At 71.7% G+C, this 17,124-nt stretch carries 13 protein-coding genes and 1 riboswitch; of the genes, 3 read left to right on the top strand and 10 right to left on the bottom strand.

Annotated features, from left to right (window positions below; all coding sequences use genetic code 11):
- Positions 1-58 precede the first annotated feature (58 nt).
- Both IE207_RS31385 and IE207_RS31390 read left to right on the top strand, forming a co-directional pair.
- Positions 59-820, top strand: a complete 762-nt coding sequence (locus tag IE207_RS31385; RefSeq protein ID WP_190187760.1) for an ABC transporter ATP-binding protein — start codon at positions 59-61, stop codon at positions 818-820.
- A gap of 52 nt (positions 821-872) precedes the next feature.
- Positions 873-3,425, top strand: coding sequence for an ABC transporter permease (locus IE207_RS31390; protein ID WP_190187736.1), 2,553 nt, complete (start codon positions 873-875; stop codon positions 3,423-3,425).
- A gap of 166 nt (positions 3,426-3,591) precedes the next feature.
- Here IE207_RS31390 and IE207_RS31395 read toward each other — a convergent pair whose 3' ends face one another.
- The 9 genes from IE207_RS31395 to IE207_RS31435 all read right to left on the bottom strand — a co-directional run bounded on the left by IE207_RS31395 (position 3,592) and on the right by IE207_RS31435 (position 14,757).
- Entirely contained in the window at positions 3,592-4,980 is a 1,389-nt protein-coding gene (locus tag IE207_RS31395) for a class I SAM-dependent methyltransferase (protein ID WP_190187737.1), read from the bottom strand.
- Positions 4,981-5,594: 614 nt separating this feature from the next.
- Positions 5,595-6,980, bottom strand: a complete 1,386-nt coding sequence (locus IE207_RS31400; RefSeq protein ID WP_190187738.1) for an NAD(P)/FAD-dependent oxidoreductase — start codon at positions 6,978-6,980, stop codon at positions 5,595-5,597.
- A 435-nt stretch (positions 6,981-7,415) separates the two neighbouring features.
- Positions 7,416-8,357, bottom strand: coding sequence for a Ppx/GppA phosphatase family protein (locus tag IE207_RS31405; protein ID WP_190187739.1), 942 nt, complete (start codon positions 8,355-8,357; stop codon positions 7,416-7,418).
- Positions 8,354-8,890, bottom strand: a complete 537-nt coding sequence (locus IE207_RS31410; RefSeq protein ID WP_190187740.1) for a DUF501 domain-containing protein — start codon at positions 8,888-8,890, stop codon at positions 8,354-8,356. The genes IE207_RS31405 and IE207_RS31410 overlap by 4 nt, the downstream gene beginning before the upstream one ends.
- Positions 8,891-8,931: 41 nt before the next feature.
- Positions 8,932-9,420 (bottom strand): FtsB family cell division protein, encoded by a 489-nt coding sequence (locus tag IE207_RS31415; RefSeq protein ID WP_136213601.1) that lies wholly within the window; start codon positions 9,418-9,420, stop codon positions 8,932-8,934.
- 164 nt (positions 9,421-9,584) lie between these two features.
- On the bottom strand, positions 9,585-10,880 hold the full coding sequence (gene eno, locus IE207_RS31420) for a phosphopyruvate hydratase (protein WP_190187741.1): 1,296 nt from the start codon (positions 10,878-10,880) through the stop codon (positions 9,585-9,587).
- Between the two features lie 261 nt (positions 10,881-11,141).
- The gene (locus tag IE207_RS31425) at positions 11,142-11,864 is read right to left on the bottom strand and encodes a transglycosylase family protein (protein ID WP_190187742.1); all 723 of its coding nucleotides are present in this window, start codon (positions 11,862-11,864) and stop codon (positions 11,142-11,144) included.
- A 3-nt stretch (positions 11,865-11,867) separates the two neighbouring features.
- Positions 11,868-12,039: riboswitch (cyclic di-AMP (ydaO/yuaA leader) on the bottom strand.
- A gap of 276 nt (positions 12,040-12,315) precedes the next feature.
- Positions 12,316-13,368, bottom strand: coding sequence for a LysM peptidoglycan-binding domain-containing protein (locus IE207_RS31430; RefSeq protein WP_190187743.1), 1,053 nt, complete (start codon positions 13,366-13,368; stop codon positions 12,316-12,318).
- A 114-nt stretch (positions 13,369-13,482) separates the two neighbouring features.
- Positions 13,483-14,757, bottom strand: a complete 1,275-nt coding sequence (locus IE207_RS31435) for a cytochrome P450 family protein (protein ID WP_190187744.1) — start codon at positions 14,755-14,757, stop codon at positions 13,483-13,485.
- A gap of 121 nt (positions 14,758-14,878) precedes the next feature.
- Between IE207_RS31435 and IE207_RS31440 the strand changes: the two genes are divergently transcribed.
- Entirely contained in the window at positions 14,879-16,096 is a 1,218-nt protein-coding gene (locus tag IE207_RS31440; RefSeq protein ID WP_229874201.1) for a globin domain-containing protein, read from the top strand.
- Positions 16,097-16,128: 32 nt separating this feature from the next.
- On the opposite strand, the gene IE207_RS31445 is transcribed toward IE207_RS31440, so the two are convergent.
- Complete coding sequence (locus IE207_RS31445; protein WP_190187746.1) at positions 16,129-17,112, bottom strand: nucleoside triphosphate pyrophosphohydrolase; 984 nt, start codon at positions 17,110-17,112, stop codon at positions 16,129-16,131.
- Positions 17,113-17,124: the final 12 nt, after the last annotated feature.

Genomic DNA, 17,124 nt, shown 5'->3' on the forward strand with positions numbered 1-17,124 from the left:
ATGGGAGGGTCCCGCCACAGCGCAGCACCCCGCTCGACAGGAGTCACCCGTGACCGCCATGAACTACGCCCCCGCCACCCAGGCGGTGGCCGCCCGCGCCACGCAGCTGTCCAAGGTGTACGGCCAGGGCGAGACCCAGGTGGTCGCGCTGGACAACGTCTCCGTCGACTTCGGCCAGGGCCGGTTCACCGCGATCATGGGCCCTTCCGGATCCGGCAAGTCCACGCTGATGCACTGCGTCGCGGGCCTGGACACCTTCTCCGGCGGCTCCGTACGCATCGGTGACACCGAGCTCGGCTCCCTCAAGGACAAGCAGCTCACCCAGCTGCGCCGCGACAAGATCGGCTTCATCTTCCAGGCCTTCAACCTGCTGCCGACGCTGACGGCCCTGGAGAACATCACGCTCCCCATGGACATAGCGGGCCGCAAGCCCGACCAGCAGTGGCTGGACTCGGTCATCCGGATGGTCGGCCTCTCCGACCGCCTCGGCCACCGCCCCACGCAGCTGTCGGGCGGCCAGCAGCAGCGCGTGGCGGTGGCGCGCGCCCTCGCCTCCCGGCCGGAGATCATCTTCGGTGACGAGCCGACCGGCAACCTCGACTCCCGTTCCGGCGCCGAGGTACTCGGCTTCCTGCGCAACTCCGTCCGCGAAATGGGCCAGACCGTCGTGATGGTCACCCACGACCCGGTCGCCGCCTCCTACGCGGACCGCGTCATCTTCCTCGCCGACGGCCGCATCGTCGACGAGATGCTGAGCCCGAGCGCCGACGGCGTCCTCGACCGCATGAAGGCCTTCGACGCCAAGGGCCGCACCAGCTGAGGGACGTCCCCTCCCCGTCCCCGCTGACCCCCGACCACTGGACGCCTCCACCATGTTCCGTACCGCCCTGCGCAACGTACTCGCGCACAAGGCAAGGCTGTTGATGACGGTGCTCGCCGTCGTCCTCGGCGTGGCCTTCGTCTCCGGCACGCTCGTCTTCACCGACACCGTCGGCAAGGCGCTGTCCGGCCAGTCCGCCAAGAGCTTCGACGGCATCGCCGTCTCCGTCACCTCCCACGGCCCCTCCCGCAACGACGAGGGCACCAAGGAGGGCGAGCCGGGCATCAGCACGCAGACCCTCGACAAGGTCAAAGCCCTCCAGGGCGTCGACACCGTCTCCGGCCGGGTCTCCGGCTTCGCCGGTGTCGCCGACCCCTCCGGCAAGCTGATCGGCAGCGGCTGGGCCAACCGCGGCTCCAACTTCGCCCCCGTCAAGGACGGCAAGGACCCGCGCTACGCCTTCACCGAGGGCAACGGCCCCGCGAAGGCCGACCAGATCGCCCTCGACAAGGAGACCGCCCGCCGCGGCCAGTACGCGGTCGGCGACAAGGTGCGGGTGGCCTCCAACGGCCTGCCCTCCGAGTACACCCTGTCCGGCGTGTTCACCACCGAGGACGGCCAGGTCAACGCGGGCGGCTCGCTGGTGCTGTTCGACACCGCCACCGCCCAGAAGCTCTACCTGGCCCCCGGCTTCTACGAGGAACTCTCGGTCAGCGCGAAGCCCGGCACCACCGCCGACCGGCTGCTGGCCGAGGTCAAGCCGCTCGTCGGCAAGGACGCCACGGCCAAGACCGGCGCCGAGCTGGCCGCCGAGCAGGCCAAGGACATCGAGCGGCAGATGGACACCACCAACCAGATGCTGCTGACGTTCGCGCTGATCTCGCTGTTCGTCGGCGTCTTCCTGATCTACAACACCTTCACGATGCTGGTCGCCCAGCGCACCAAGGAGCTGGCCCTGCTGCGCGCCATCGGCGCCAACCGCGGCCAGGTCAAGCGGTCCGTACTCGCCGAGGCCCTCGTCGTCGGCGTGGTGTCCTCCGCCGTCGGCCTGCTGGCCGGAGTCGGCCTCGCCGTCGGCATGCGCTCCCTGATGGACTCCATCGGCGCGAAGATCCCGGCGGGCCCGCTGGTCGTCAGCCCGGGGACCATCGGCATCGCGATCGTCATCGGTGTCCTCGTCACACTGCTCGCGGCCTGGCTGCCGGCCCGCCGCACCGCCAGGATCGCCCCGGTCGCCGCCATGGGCAGCGCCCACCTGCCGGCCACCGCCAAGTCCCTGGTGCTGCGCAACAGCATCGGCGGCGCGCTCACCCTGTTCGGCCTGGCCGGGATCCTCGGCGGCGCGCTGGCCGGCAAGGACGGCAAGATGATCATCGGCGGGGGCGCGTTCCTCACGATGATCGGCATCATCGTCCTGCTGCCCGCGCTCTCCCGCCCGGTCATCGCGGCCCTGCGCCCGGCGCTGCGCAAGGCGTTCGGCGTCGCCGGCAAGCTGGCCGCGCAGAACGCGGTGCGCAACCCGCGCCGTACGGCCGTCACCGCCGCCTCGCTCGCGATCGGCCTGACCCTGGTCACCGCCCTGTCGGTGCTCGGCGTGACCATGGGCAAGGCCGTGGACCGCATGACCACGGACAAGCTCAAGGCCGACTACAAGATCTCCCTGTCCGGCGGCTTCGGCGGCCTCGACCAGAGCGTGATCGGCGCGCTGGCCAAGGCTCCGGGCGTCAAGGCGGTCTCCCCGCAGCAGGCCGGCTCGCTGCGCTTCGGCGGCGGCAAGGAGTTCAGCTCCGTCTCCGGCGTCGAGCCGTCCACGATCGGCTCGCTCCTCAACATCGAGGTCGTCTCCGGTTCGCTCGACAGCCTCGGCAAGGGACAGCTCGCGGTCGCCGACAAGACGGCCGCGTCGCAGGGCCTCAAGGTCGGATCGGTGCTCAAGGCCGCCTTCGACGACGACAAGAAGGGCGACCTGGTGGTCGGCGCCGTCTACAAGGAGATGGACGGCATGCTCTCCCCCTACGTGCTGGACTACAAGCTCCTCAGCCAGCACGAGGAGAAGCCGTACCTGCCCGAGGTCTTCGTCAAGATGGACGGCGGCCCCTCCGCCAAGGCCCAGCAGGCCCTCGTCGACGCCCTCGGCAAGAACCCGGCGATGAACATCGCCACCCAGCAGGACATGCGCAACGAGCTCGGCGGCGCGATCAACACCGCGCTCAACATCATGTACGGCCTGCTCGGCATGGCGCTGATCATCTCGGTGCTCGGCGTCGTCAACACCCTGGCGATGTCCGTCTACGAGCGGACGCAGGAGACCGGCATGCTGCGCGCCATCGGCCTGGACCGGGGCCGGGTCAAGAACATGATCCGCCTGGAGGCCATCGTGATCTCGCTGTTCGGCGCGGTCATCGGGGTCGTCCTCGGTACGTTCATCGCCTGGGCCGTCGGGCAGACCATCAAGGACGGGGTGCCGCACTACGCGCTGGTCGTCCCGTTCGACCGGATCGCGATCTTCATGCTGCTGGCCGGCGTGGTCGGCGCCCTGGCGGCCATGTGGCCGGCCCGCAGCGCCGCCCGGCTGAACATGCTGACCGCCATCAAGACCGAGTAGGCACCGCCCGCCGACGCAGGAGGGCCCCGCGACCGGAGTTCCGGTCGCGGGGCCCTTCGCGTGCCCGCGTAGGGGTGTGGGAGCTCGTGGGGTGCGGGGCTCGCGGCACTACGGAGCTTGCGGGGTTACGGGCCTGCGGGGCGCGCCGGCCTGCGGGTTTGCGGGTCTACGGGGTCTGCGGCGCGCCCCACACGCGGGCCCGCAGCGGCATCCCGGAGATCCCGCCGTTCCCCGGGCGGACCGCGAGGACCTGGTTGACGCCGAGCCGGTTGTGCTCGAAGCCGAGCGCGGAGGCGGCCATGTACAGCAGCCACACCCGGGCGCGGCCGGGCGAGGTCAGCCGGACGGCCTCGTCCCAGTGCTGCTCCAGCCGGGCCACCCAGGCCCGCAGGGTCAGCGCGTAGTGTTCGCGCAGCGCCTCCACGTCGCGGACCTCGAAGCCGACCCGCTCCAGTTCGCCGACGGTGGTGCCGATCGGGGAGAGCTCCCCGTCGGGGAAGACGTAGGCGTCGATGAACTCGTCGATCCGGTACGCCTCTTCGTCCGGCTCCGGCCGCCGCGCGATCTGGTGGTTCAGCAACCGGCCGCCGGGGCGGAGCAGTTCGTGCAGGGTGTGGGCGTACTCGCGGTAGCGGGCGGCGCCGACGTGCTCGGCCATGCCGATCGAGGAGATCGCGTCGTACGGGCCGTCCTTGACGTCCCGGTAGTCCTGGACCCGGATGTCGATCCGGTCGGCCAGGCCTTCCTCGGCGACCCGCTTGCGGGCATAGACGGCCTGCTCTTGCGAGAGCGTGACTCCGGTGACCTGGACCCCGTACTCGCGGGCCGCGTGCAGGGCCATCGAGCCCCAGCCGCAGCCGACGTCGAGCAGGCGCCGGCCCGGGGCGAGTTCGAGCTTGCGGCAGACCAGGTCGAGCTTGTCGCGCTGGGCGTCCTCCAGGGTGCCGCCGGGGGTCCAGTAGGCGCAGGAGTACACCATCGAGGGGCCCAGGACGTGCTCGTAGAAGGCGTTGCCGACGTCGTAGTGGTGGCTGATCGCCTGGCGGTCGCGGCCCTTGCTGTGTATGGCGCCACCCCGGCGGACGGCTTCCTCCGGGGGCGGCGCGGGGGCCGGCCAGGGCCGGGCCAGGGCGACGAGGTCGCGTACGGCTGCCCGCACTTCGGGGTCGCGCAGCAGAGCGGCCGTTCCGGCGGCGCCGGAGGCGGCGGCCGGCAGGTGCCGGCGCAGGGCGGCGAGTCTGGCGAGGCCGGTGGTCGCGGGCTCCGGGGCCGGGGCGGGGGCGGGCTCGCGCTCCCAGAGGATTCCGGCGACCCGGTCCAGCAGCTCGAACAGGTCCCCCTCGACGGTCAGGTCACCGGCCACCCAGGCGCGGGCGAGGCCGAGCTCGCCCGGCTTCCACAGCATGCGGCGCAGCGCGCGGCGGTGGTTCAGGACCAGGGTCGGTCCGTTGGACGGGCCGGCCTCGCTGCCGTCCCAGGCTCGTATGCGGACGGGCACGGGGGCGCCCAGCAGGGTTTCGGCGAGAGCGGCCAGCCGCGGCGCGGCGTCGGTCATGGCGGGCACCTCCATAAGTTCCGACCGAACGGCCTACCCATTTCCGGCACGGGTTAGGCCCTGTCCGGACGATCTTCGCGGAGGCGGCTCAAGGAACCCTCCAGGACGACACGAGTCGCCTGGCCGGCGGTGCGGGGGGTGCCGAGCCCCCGTAGCCCTGCGGACCCCGGCCCGGCGGGCCCTCGCCCGGGGCTCCGCCCAGAGCCGGGAGGCGCCCCCACGAGGCCGAATCGGCGGCGCTCAGCCCCCGGGGCAGCTCCGGCGAGGCCGGATCGGGCGGGCGAGCCCCCGCGGGCCAACCACCCGGCGCGCGGGCCTCCTCACTGCGCTCTCGGGGCTCCGTGGGCTCCGCCCCAGACCCCGCGCGCCCGAACCACCCCGGCCACCGCCGGGAGGCGCCCCACGAGGCCGAATCGGCGGCGCCCAGCCCCCGGGGCAGCTCCGGCGAGGCCGGATCGGGCGGGGCGCCCGGTCCCCGGGAAAGGCTCCGGCGAAGCCGGAAATGGCGGCGCCCGGCACTCCGAGCGGCCGGGACAGGAATGCCGGAGGGGCCGCCCGCACCACGGATGGCGGGCGGCCCCTTCGGGGACGTGCTGGGCGTGCTCAGGCGCGCGTCAGGAGGCCTTCGCCTTCTGGGCCGGGGCCTGGGTGGCGGCCGGGGCCGGGGCCGGCTTGGCGGCCTCGTAGAACTCCTCGCGCGGGGACTCCAGCGCGCCGAGGGAGACGACCTCGCGCTTGAGGAACATGCCGAGGGTCCAGTCGGCGAAGACGCGGATCTTGCGGTTCCAGGTCGGCATGGCCATGCCGTGGTAGCCACGGTGCATGTACCAGGCGAGCCGGCCCTTGAGCTTGATCTTCATCTTGCCCATGACGATCATCGCGACGCCCTTGTGGAGGCCGAGGCCCGCCACCGCACCCTTGTTGGAGTGCGAGTACTCGGTCTGCGGGAAGCCCCGCATGCCCGAGATGACGTTGTCGCCGAGGACCTTGGCCTGCCGCAGCGCGTGCTGCGCGTTCGGCGGGCACCAGGCGTTCTCGACGCCGGCCTTGCGGGCCGCGACGTCCGGGACCTGGGCGTTGTCGCCCGCGGCCCAGATGTAGTCGGTGCCGGTGACCTGGAGGGTCGGGGAGGCGTCGACGTGACCGCGCGGACCCAGCGGGAGACCGTAGCGGGCCAGGACCGGGTTCGGCTTGACGCCGGCGGTCCAGACGATGGTGTTGGAGTCGACCTCGAGGCCGTTCTTCAGCACCACGTGGCCGTCGACGCACGAGTCCATGGAGGTGTTGAGGTAGATCTCGATGCCGCGGGACTCGAGGTGCTCCTTGCCCCAGGTGCCGAGCTTCGGCCCGACCTCGGGAAGGATCTTGTCCGCCGCGTCGACCAGGATGAAGCGCATGTCCTCGCGCTTGATGCTGGAGTAGTACTTGGCCGCGTCGCGGGCCATGTCCTCGACCTCGCCGATGGTCTCCGCACCGGCGAAGCCGCCGCCGACGAAGACGAAGGTGAGGGCCTTGCGGCGGACGTTCTCGTCCGTCGTGGACTCGGCCTTGTCGAGCTGCTCGAGTACGTGGTTGCGCAGGCCGATGCCCTCTTCGACGCCCTTCATACCGATGCCCTGTTCGGCGAGGCCGGGGATCGGGAAGGTGCGGGAGACGGCGCCGAGCGCGATCACCAGGTAGTCGAAGGGCAGCTCGTACGCCTCGCCGACCAGCGGCGTGACGACGGCGACCTTACGGTCCTGGTCGATGCTGGTGACCCGGCCGGTGAGAACCTCTGCCTTGGGCAGCACGCGTCGCAGCGGGACGACGACGTGCCGAGGCGAGATGCTGCCTGCGGCCACTTCGGGGAGGAAGGGCTGGTAGGTCATGTACGAGCGCGGGTCGACAACCGTGACGGTCGCCTCGCCGTAGCGCATCTTCTTCATGATGCGCTTGGCTGCGTACAGGCCTACGTACCCACCTCCTACAACGAGGATCCTGGGACGCTCCGTGGTGCTCATGGAACGAGTATCCAGCACCCCCAGGGGTGACGCTCGTGAGCCCCTTCACAAGGTGCTCGGCACCCTCTGCTACACTGCGCCGCCCACGTGACCCACGTCATGGCGCCGAACGGGAACCACCGTGTAACGGCGGACGTTGTTCACCCGTCCTGAACTGGCCTCCTGGGCCGAAAACGGAGTAGACCACCGGGTTCGTGGATACCTACCGGGCCACCCCGCGCGCCTCCGACAATCGCACGAACGCTCGCACAAAAACGGCCCGCAGGGGGCCGGAGCGCCCCGAAGGACCCCCCGCTTCACCCTGCGGGCCTTTTTTCCTTGTGAAGAACTTCACGAAGCTCGTGCATTCGAAGGCCCTTCCGGCTCTCGAACAGGCCCCCACCAGGCCCCGTCCACGCCCGCTCCAGGCCCGAACGACCCGCGGGCCAGGCCCATTCAGGCCACGGACCAGGCGATGCCGTCGAGGATGTCGTGTTCCGAGACGACGACCTCACGGGCGCCGACGCGGTCCATGATCGCGAGGAGGACGAGGGCGCCGGCGCCGATGACGTCGACGCGTCCCGGGTGCATCACCGCGATGGCCTCGCGTTCGGCGTGCGTGGAGGTCAGCATCCGCTCGGTGATCTCGCGGACCTCCTCGTACGGGATCCGGGCGTGGTGGATCGCCGACGACTCGTACTCGGGCAGGCCCAGCGCGATCGCGGCGACGGTGGTCACCGAGCCCGCGAGACCCACCAGCGTGCGGGCCCGGTCCAGCGGCACCGCCTCGGAGGCGAGGTCCAGGGCGGCCTCGACGTCGGCCCGTATGGCCGCGACCTGCGCCTCGGTCGGCGGGTCGCTGACGACGCCGTCCACCACCAAGTGCCGTTCGGTCATCCGGACGCAGCCCACGTCCACCGAGCGGGCCGCCTCGACGTGCTCCGAGCCGACGACGAACTCGGTGGAGCCTCCGCCGATGTCCACCACCAGGAACGGCCGTTCCAGGTCGGTGCGGCCCGTGAGTTCCTTGGTGGCGCCGGTGAAGGAGAACTCCGCCTCCTGGTCCCCGGTGATCACCTCGGGCTCCACGCCGAGGATGTCCAGTACCCCCTGGACGAACTCGTCACGGTTCTCGGCGTCGCGCGAGGCCGAGGTGGCCACGAAACGCACCCGCTCGGCGCCCAGCTCCTTGATCACCGCCGCGTACTCGCGGCAGGCGGCGAACGTGCGCTCCAGCGCCTCCGGGGCCAGCCGGCCCGTCCTGTCCACGCCCTGGCCGAGCCGGACGATGATCATCCGGCGGTCCAGCTCCACGAGGTCACCCGTGGCCGGGTCGCAGTCGGCGACCAGCAGGCGGATGGAGTTGGTACCGCAGTCGATGCCTGCCACCCGGGTCACTGCGACTCCTTCTCCCCCGCGCACGGCGTGACGCAGGGCCCCTTGGCCCACCACTCGGGCAGCATCGCCAGCGCCTCGTCGCCGAAGGGGTTCACTCCGGGACCGGCCGCCAGGGAGTGGCCGACCAGGACGTGCAGGCACTTCACCCGGTCCGGCATGCCACCGGCGCTCGGGAAGCCCTGGAGCACCTCGATGGCGTCGCGGCGGGTGATGTAGTCCTCGTGAGCGGCCCGGTAGGCGGCGGCCAGCTCCGGGTCCTCGGCGAGCCGGGCCTGCATCTCCTTCATCACGCCGTTGGCCTCCAGCGTGCCGATCGCACCGGCGGCGCGCGGGCACGTCAGGTAGTACAGCGTCGGGAAGGGGGTGCCGTCGGGGAGCCGGGGCGCGGTCTCCACTACGTCCGGCTGCCCACAGGGGCAGCGGTGGGCGATGGCGCGCAGGCCGCGCGGCGGGCGGCCGAGCTGCTGCTCGAACGCCTCGATGTCCGCGGCGGTCGGCTCGGTGCGGTCGGTCTGGGGCGGGGGCGTCTGCATGCCTGGAGTGCTGTCTCTTCGTTTCGTATGGGTGGTCTGGGTCAGTCGCCGGGCCGGTCGGCCTTGTCGACGCCGTCCCAGACGTTCGAGTACCAGGGCCGGTCGGAACCGGCCTGCCCGGTGCGGCGGTGCTCGGCGGCCTCGGCCCCGGGGTCGTTCATGATGTAGCCGATCTCGCCCGGCCGCAGGAAGTGCAGGTGCTTGCGCGCCTGCTGCTCGGCGTAGGCCGGGTCCTGCCAGCGGGCCTTCTCGTCGCGCAACTGCTCGAGGCGCTTGCGCGCGCCGTCGGCGGCCCGCTGCTGGTCCGCGATCTCCGAGCGCTGGGACACGTACTGGCGCATCGGGTACGCGAGGGCGACGACCAGCGTACAGAGGACGAGTACCAGCAGCGCCGCCCGGCCGGTGAGCCGGCTGCGGCGGACCTGGCGGCGCGACTGCGAGCGGTAGACGTGCGCGGCGGTCCGCTCACCGAGCTGCTTGAGCCTCGTCGCGGTCGAGAAGGTGGAGAACCGATCCCGGTTCCCGGCCATGGCCCCGCCTCCCCTTCGCCCGCAGTACGCAATACGTCCCCGCACACGGTACGGGACCGAGTGCGGGGACGTACGGAGGCCAGCGCCGCGAGGCGGTGATTGGCCCTGGCTGCGCCTGATGCATCCGCGGGGCGCTGTGCCTACTGGTCCGCGGGGCGCTGTGCCTACTGGTCCGCGGGGCGGAACCGCGGGAAGGCGCTGCGGCCCGCGTACACGGCGGCGTCGTCGAGGATCTCCTCGATGCGCAGCAGCTGGTTGTACTTGGCGACGCGGTCCGAGCGGGCCGGGGCGCCGGTCTTGATCTGGCCGCAGTTCACGGCGACGGCGAGGTCGGCGATGGTGACGTCCTCGGTCTCGCCGGAGCGGTGCGACATCATGCACTTGAAGCCGTTGCGCTGCGCCATCTCGACGGCGTCCAGCGTCTCGGTCAGCGAACCGATCTGGTTGACCTTCACGAGCAGGGCGTTCGCGGAGCCCTCCTCGATGCCGCGGGCCAGGCGCTCCGGGTTGGTGACGAAGAGGTCGTCGCCGACGATCTGGACCTTGGAGCCCAGACGGTCGGTGATGGTCTTCCAGCCGGCCCAGTCGTCCTCGAACAGCGGGTCCTCGATGGAGACGAGCGGGTACGCCTCGACGAGCTCGGCGTAGTACTCGGTCATCTCGGCGGCCGAGCGGGACTGGCCCTCGAACTCGTACTTGCCGTCCTTGTAGAACTCGGACGCGGCGACGTCGAGCGCGAGCGCGATGTCCTTGCCCGGGGTGTAGCCGGCCTGCTTGATGGCCTCGACGATGAGGTCGAGCGCGGCGCGGTTGGACTCCAGGTTCGGGGCGAAGCCGCCCTCGTCGCCCAGGCCGGTGGACAGGCCCTTGGTGTGGAGGACCTTCTTGAGGGTGTGGTAGACCTCCGCGCCCCAGCGCAGCGCCTCGGAGAAGGACTCCGCGCCGATCGGGGCGATCATGAACTCCTGGATGTCGACGTTGGAGTCGGCGTGCGACCCACCGTTGAGGATGTTCATCATCGGGACGGGCAGCAGGTGCGCGTTCGGGCCGCCGAGGTAGCGGAAGAGCGGCAGGTCCGAGGCCTCGGACGCGGCGTGCGCGACGGCGAGGGAGACGCCGAGGATGGCGTTGGCGCCGAGCGAGGCCTTGTTGTCGGTGGCGTCCAGGTCGAACATGGCCTGGTCGATCAGGCGCTGCTCGGTGGCGTCGTAGCCGACGAGCTCCGGGCCGATCTGCTCGATGACGGCGAGGACGGCCTTCTCGACACCCTTGCCCATGTAACGGTTGGGGTCACCGTCACGGAGCTCGATGGCCTCGAATGCACCGGTGGAGGCGCCGGACGGGACTGCAGCACGGCCGGTGCTGCCATCGTCGAGGCCCACCTCGACCTCGACCGTGGGGTTGCCTCGGGAGTCCAGGATTTCCCGGGCTACGACGACGTCGATGGACGGCACGAGCATCTCCTTCTGGGATGTGACGCTGGGTGTGCGGTGGCGGGGGACCGTGGGACGGCCCTGCCGACTAGAGCCTAACCGGCTCCGGGCAGTGGACCGGCCGACCGCCCGGGTCCTGGGACGAAAAACCGGCCGGACACCCGCTTTCCCGGACAAAGGGACCGCCGTTCGGCCCCGGTCCGGGCGCGTCCGTACGCACACGCACCACCGCCCGGCGCGTGGGGGGTACGCGCCGGGCGGTGGTCGGAATCGGTGTTACCCGATGGTTCAGCTGAGCTTCAGCTTCTGGCCCGGGAAGATCAGGTCGGCGTCCGACACGATGTCCTTGTTCAGCTCGAACAGCTTCTCCCAGCCGCCCTTGACGGCGTTCACCTCGGCGATGGTGCCCAGGGTGTCGCCCTCCTGGACCTCGTACGAGCCGTTGCCCGTCTTCGGGGCCTCGGTCTTCGGGGCAGCCTTGGGGGCCGGGGTGGCCTCGGAGCGCTCGGAGCGGGTGACCGGGGCCTCGGGCCGCTTGGTCTCCTTCTTCGGCGCCGGGGCGGCCTTGGTCTCGGTCTCGGTCTTCGGCTTCGGCTTGGGGGCCTCGGCCGCGCCGCCACCGCTGTACGAGGAGTTCGACAGGCCCACGCCGCAGGACGGCCACGCGCCCTTGCCCTGGCCCTTGAGGACCTTCTCGGCGATGGCTATCTGCTGGGACTTCGAGGCCTGGTTGGCCTGGGCGGCGTAAGCCTTGCCGCCGTAGGCGGCCCAGGTGGAGGACGAGAACTGCAGGCCGCCGTAGTAGCCGTTGCCGGTGTTGATGGCCCAGTTGCCGCCGGACTCGCAGGCCGCGACGCGGTCCCATTCGGAGGCGGTCGCGGCGCTCGCGGAGCCGGCTGCCATGAGCGGCGCGGCGACGGCGACACCGGCGACGCCGGCGAGCGTGACGATGCGGGTGGTCCGCTCAATGGCCGTGGCGCGGCGGTGCTTGCCCTTGCCGGAAAGCAGCATGGAGTTTCTCCTCACCGACGCCTACGAGGTGAGCTGTCGGGTTCGGGCGAGTGAGTTGCCCGGCCGCGCGACCAGCGCGCGGCTTAACCCCTAGCCGGTTCCGTGACCGTCTCTCAACGGCCGGGCCCGGCGCCTACCTTGGTTCCCCCGCTCCTGCCTTCGGCGCTTTACGCGACGACTGTTCCCTCCGTCCGCCGGCAGGATTCGGCGATGCGGTCGAAGGAGCTCGCGGTGGCGAGCGATTCAGAAGGTAGACAGGTCTCTCCCCGATGTTCAACGAGGGACATCGGGGAGAAATCGACCTGCTTGCGTTCCGCTTAGGGGCGTTTTCGCAGGTGAGGGCGGGGTTTGCGGGAGCTTCGGTACGAGACACGCCAGTTGACCGGAAGAGACGCATGTCTCACTTGCGGATAACGGGCATTCAGGTCTTTACGACCGTCCGAAGTGCCCGTTATTTCTTGGTTAGATCCAGATTCTGACCGGGCTTGATGAGGTCGGCGTCGCTGCCGATGACCTGCTCGTTGGCCTGGTAGAGCGCGTTCCAGCCCCCCTTGAGCCCCTTGGCGTCGGCGATCGCGGTCAGGCTGTCGCCCGCCTTCACCGTGTAGGTGGGGCCCGACGCGGCGTCAGGCGCCACGGGCGTCTCGACCGCGGCCGGGCCGCGGTGCTTGCCGCCGCCCTCCGTCGCGGAGTCGGCCGAGGGCGCGTTCGGGGTGGCGGACGGGGTTCCGGTGGCCGGGACGGCGGGCGTGGTGGGCGTCCCGGAGGGGGACGGCGTGGTGGGGGTCCCCGGCGCGCCCGGGACGGTCGGAGTGACCGGGGCGGTGGGGGTCGCCGGCACGGTGGCGTTCGGGTCGCCCGGCTGCGTCGGCGTCGGCGTCACGGGGTCCGGGTCGGGCATGACGGGCAGTCCGCTGTTGGGCGCGAGCGGCGCGATGGGCAGCGTGAACGGCGCCGTGGCCGACGGGCCCGGAGCGGCGGGGGCCGGGGCGGCCGGGGTGGGCGCGCCGAAGTCGGTGGCGGGGTCGGCCGAGCCGGAGCCCGGCACTGCGGCGTCGGGGCGCGAGGGGCTGGGGGCGACCTGCCGCGGGGATCCCAGTGCGCCCGGGTCCACGTCGGCGGCGGGGCCGTCCTTGACCAGACCGGACGACGCCGCGCACAGCGGCCACGCCTGGGGGCCCTGCGAGGCGAGCACCCGCTCGCCGACGGCTATCTGCTGGGACCGGCTGGCGAGGTCGGGGCGCTTCGCGAATTCGAGCCCGCCCGCGTTGTTCCACTGCTCCTGCGTGAACTGGAGCCCGCCGTAGGCTCCGCTGCCGGAGTTGGCGCTCCAGGTACCGCCGCTCTCGCACTCGGCGACGCTGTCCCAGGTGGACGTGTCCGCGGCCGAGGCGTTGGTGGCCGCGAGCAGCGGCAGCGCCAGCGCGGAGCCCGTGACTCCGGCGGTGACGACGAGGGCGGGTACCTGGCGGGGGCGTCTGTGGCGGCCGTTCCCGGAACGCATGTAGTGCACCTTTCGCATAACGGCGGGGTAACGGCAGAACCTAGCCGCCTTCGAACGCATGTCACAAGTTCGGCCGGTAACTGACTTGGGGTCAGGTGGTGTCCGGTTACGCCCTCATACGTTTCGGGGTGTGAAGCGGACCGGAAGCGTGCGCAGGCCACGCATGATGAGTCCGCCGCGCCACCGCAGGTCCGCAGGCGGAACAGCCAGTTCCAGATCCGGCAGACGCATCAGCAAACTCGCGAGGGCGGTCTGCCCTTCGAGCCGGGCCAGCGGAGCGCCGAGGCAGTAGTGGATGCCGTGGCCGTACCCGAGGTGCTGATTGTCACTGCGGGACAGGTCCAGGGTGTCCGGATCCGCGAACCGCTCGGGGTCGCGGTCGGCGGCCGCGAGGACCACCAGGACCGGGTCGCCGGCGGCGATGTGCTGCCCACCGAGGAGGAACGGCTCGGTGGCGAAACGCCAGGTCGCCAGCTCCACCGGGCCGTCGTAGCGCAGCAGTTCCTCGACGCCCGTGGCCAGCAGGGCGCTCTCCCCGGCGGCGAGCGAGGCCTGGAGCCGCTCGCGCTGATCGGGGTTCATGAAAAGGGCATGCAGCCCATTGCCGATCAAATTGACAGTCGTCTCGAAACCGGCGAACAACAGGATGAAAGCCATCGCCGTGGCCTCGGCCTCCGTCAGGTGGTCGCCGTGGTCGCTGGCCCGGATCAGGTCCGAGATGAGGTCGTCACCCAGATCGTCCCTTTTGCGGTGGATGAGTTCGCCGAGGTACGTCCGCATCTGCTTGACCGAGCGGGCGACACCACCGCGCGGCCCGCCCCCGTGGCGGATCATCATCCCGGCCCAGTCACGGAAGTCGTCCTGGTCCTCGCGCGGGACGCCGAGCATCTCGCAGATGGCGTAGATGGGGAGCGGGAACGCGAACTCGTGGATGAGGTCCGCCTCACCCCTGCTCTCGAACCGCTCGATGAGGTGGTCGGTCAGCTCCTGCACCCTCGGGGTGAACTCGGCGACCCTGCGCGGGGTGAACGCCTTCGACACCAGCCGCCGCAGCCGGGTGTGGTCCGGCGGGTCGATGTTCAGCAGGTGCGTCATCAGCTCCGCCTTGCGCTCGCCCGGGATCCCGGTCTTGCCCTTGGCGTGCGCCGGCTCCGCGTGGTGCGCCGGGTTCTTGCTGAGCCGCTGGTCGGCGAGGGCCTGACGGGCGTCGGCGTAGCGGGTCACCAGCCAGGCCTCGACCCCGCTGGGCAGCTTGGTGCGGTGCACGGGCGCGTGCTCGCGCAGCCAGGCGTACGCCGGGTACGGGTCGGTGGCGAACTCCCAGTCGAACAGGGTGGGGCCCTGGGGGGAGGCGGGGTCTTCGGGGGCTGCGGGAGTCGGCTCGTGCACCCCTCGACCGTATCCCGGCCGCCGGCCGGTCATCCGCTATGGCCGGTTCGTCCGGGCTGGCCGTAGATGCGCCATCCCTTGACGGGGCCGCGTCCGCCGTTCCTACTTCGGTCCTGTGGACGTGAGGATCTTGAAGAGCAGCTTCGCGGTGGTGGAGAGACGCGCCGAGCACGCGGCCAGGTTCTTCTACTCCCACCTCTTCTGGCACCACCCCGAGATCCGCGGGCTCTTCCCCGCCTCCGCCGAGGACATGGAGCGCCAGCGGGACCGGCTGTTCGCCGCCCTCACCCATGTCATCGCCCATCTGGACAGCGAGTCCCTCCTCCCCCACCTCCGCGACCTCGGCCGCGACCACCGCAAGTTCCTCGCCGGACCCGAGCAGTACGCGGCCGTCGGCACCAGCCTGCTCGCCGCGTTCGCCGAGGCCGCCGGTGAGGCGTGGACCCCGGCCGTGGCACGGGCCTGGGCCGAGGCGTACCGGGTGATCGCCGGGGTGATGACCGCCGCGGCCGAGCAGAGCGAGGACCCGCCCTGGTGGGACGCCGAGATCGTGCGCCGGCTGCGCCACGGGCAGGACCTCGCCGTCCTGACCCTGCGACCGCACGCCCCGCTCGGCTACCGGCCCGGCCAGTACGTGAGCGTGAGCAGCGACCGCGTCCCGGCAACCTGGCGCACGTACTCCCTGGGCAACGCGCCCCGCGCCGACGGGACGGTCGACCTGCACGTCAGCCGGATCGAGGGCGGCCGGCTCAGCACCGTCCTGGTCGCCGGCACGGACCCGGGCGAGCTGCTGCGGCTGGGCGCGCCGGGCGGCGGGCTGACCCTGCGCCGTGAGGGCCGGCCCGTCACGCTCATCGCCGCCGGCACCGGCTGGGCCCCGGTCCGGGCCCTGCTGGAGGAGCTCGCGCAGCATCCGCCCGACCAGAGCGTACGGCTCTTCGTGGTCGCGCGGGACGCCGCGCACCTCTACGACCGCCCGTTCATCGACGCGTACGCCGCCGCCTTCGGGTGGCTCGCCGTCACCTGCATCACCCCGGCGCCCGGGCGGCACCGGGCCGAGGCCACCGGCCGGCTGGCGACCGTGCTCGGGCACCAGGGGCCGTGGTGGGAGCAGGACGTCTACCTCAGCGGGCCGGCGCAGTTCATCGGGGAGACCGGCCGGCTCCTGGAGGGGCTCGGCGCACATCCCGCGCGCGTCTTCCACGACACCGTGCCCGTGCCGGGGGCCGGTGGCGGGCACGGCCCGAACGGGCGGCCCCTCGGCTTCGGCGAGTGGTTCCTCAGCCGGCCGTCACCGCACTGGCACAACCCGGCGGCCCGGGCGCCCCGCCGGCCCTGACGCCTGCTCCTCTATTACTCCGCTCCTTTTACCTACTCCGCTGCGACGCCTTCCGCCGCGCGGATCGCCGCCCGGTAGGCGCGGGCCGCCGCGCGCAGCGCCGTCTCGGGGTCGATGCCCTGCGCCTCGGCGCGCGCCGCCAGTTCCAGCAGTTCGTAGCCGACTCCTTCGCCCCGGGGCAGCTCCGCCTCCACGGCGGCCGCTCTGGCGCGGCCCGCCAGCTTGGCGGCGAGCGCCAGACCGGGCTGGCCCAGCGGAACGCCGTCGGTGACCGACTCCCGCTGCTTCTCCACCGCCTTGGTGCGCTGCCAGTGCGCGCTGACGTCCTCGGGGGTCTCGGCGGCCTCGTCACCGAAGACGTGCGGGTGGCGCCGGATCAGCTTCTCGACCAGGTTCCCGGCCACGTCGTCGATGGAGAACGGCTCGTCCGGATCCTCCTGCGCGATCCGCGCGTGGAAGAAGACCTGGAGCAGGACGTCGCCCAGTTCCTCCCGCAGCTCCTCGCGGTCACCCGCCTCGATCGCCTCGACCAGCTCGTACGCCTCCTCGATGGCGTACTTCACCAGCCCCTCGTGGGTCTGGCGGGAGGTCCAGGGGCATTCGCGGCGCACCCGGTCCATCACCTGGACCAGGTCGAGGAGGCGGGCACCGGGCAGGTCGTAGGACCCGGGCATCAGCTCCAGGTCGGGCATGGCGATGCGGCCGGAGCCGGCCAGGCGGGCCAGTCCGTCGGTGAGCCGCCGGTCGCCTTCGCCGACCGGCAGCACGACGACGGTGCGGCCGCCGGCGCACGCCCCTACGAGGGCGTGGGCGTCGGGGTCTTCGTGCTCCACCTCCACGCCCGCCTCGCGCAGGTACGGCAGCTGCGGGTGGCCGGGGTCCGCGCACAGCACCCGGTCGGCGGCGTGCAGGGTCTGCCACGCCGACCAGGACAGCAGGCCGGGGGCGACCCGGTGGCTGGTGGTCAGCAAGACGATGCGGCCGGTGGGCTCGGAGGGCGGCGCGTGCTCAGTCACCCTCCGAACCTA

The organism is Streptomyces cirratus, assembly GCF_014650775.1.
Classification (GTDB): domain Bacteria; phylum Actinomycetota; class Actinomycetes; order Streptomycetales; family Streptomycetaceae; genus Streptomyces; species Streptomyces cirratus.

Excerpts from the sequence above, each read along its gene's own strand:
- IE207_RS31430 (WP_190187743.1), bottom strand. The coding sequence starts at position 13,368 with ATGCGTTCCGGGAACGGCCGCCACAGACGCCCCCGCCAGGTACCCGCC.
- IE207_RS31425 (WP_190187742.1), bottom strand. The coding sequence starts at position 11,864 with ATGCTGCTTTCCGGCAAGGGCAAGCACCGCCGCGCCACGGCCATTGAG.
- IE207_RS31400 (WP_190187738.1), bottom strand. The coding sequence starts at position 6,980 with ATGAGCACCACGGAGCGTCCCAGGATCCTCGTTGTAGGAGGTGGGTAC.
- IE207_RS31395 (WP_190187737.1), bottom strand. The coding sequence starts at position 4,980 with ATGACCGACGCCGCGCCGCGGCTGGCCGCTCTCGCCGAAACCCTGCTG.
- IE207_RS31385 (WP_190187760.1), top strand. The coding sequence starts at position 59 with ATGAACTACGCCCCCGCCACCCAGGCGGTGGCCGCCCGCGCCACGCAG.
- IE207_RS31415 (WP_136213601.1), bottom strand. The coding sequence starts at position 9,420 with ATGGCCGGGAACCGGGATCGGTTCTCCACCTTCTCGACCGCGACGAGG.
- IE207_RS31390 (WP_190187736.1), top strand. The coding sequence starts at position 873 with ATGTTCCGTACCGCCCTGCGCAACGTACTCGCGCACAAGGCAAGGCTG.
- IE207_RS31410 (WP_190187740.1), bottom strand. The coding sequence starts at position 8,890 with ATGCAGACGCCCCCGCCCCAGACCGACCGCACCGAGCCGACCGCCGCG.
- eno (WP_190187741.1), bottom strand. The coding sequence starts at position 10,880 with ATGCTCGTGCCGTCCATCGACGTCGTCGTAGCCCGGGAAATCCTGGAC.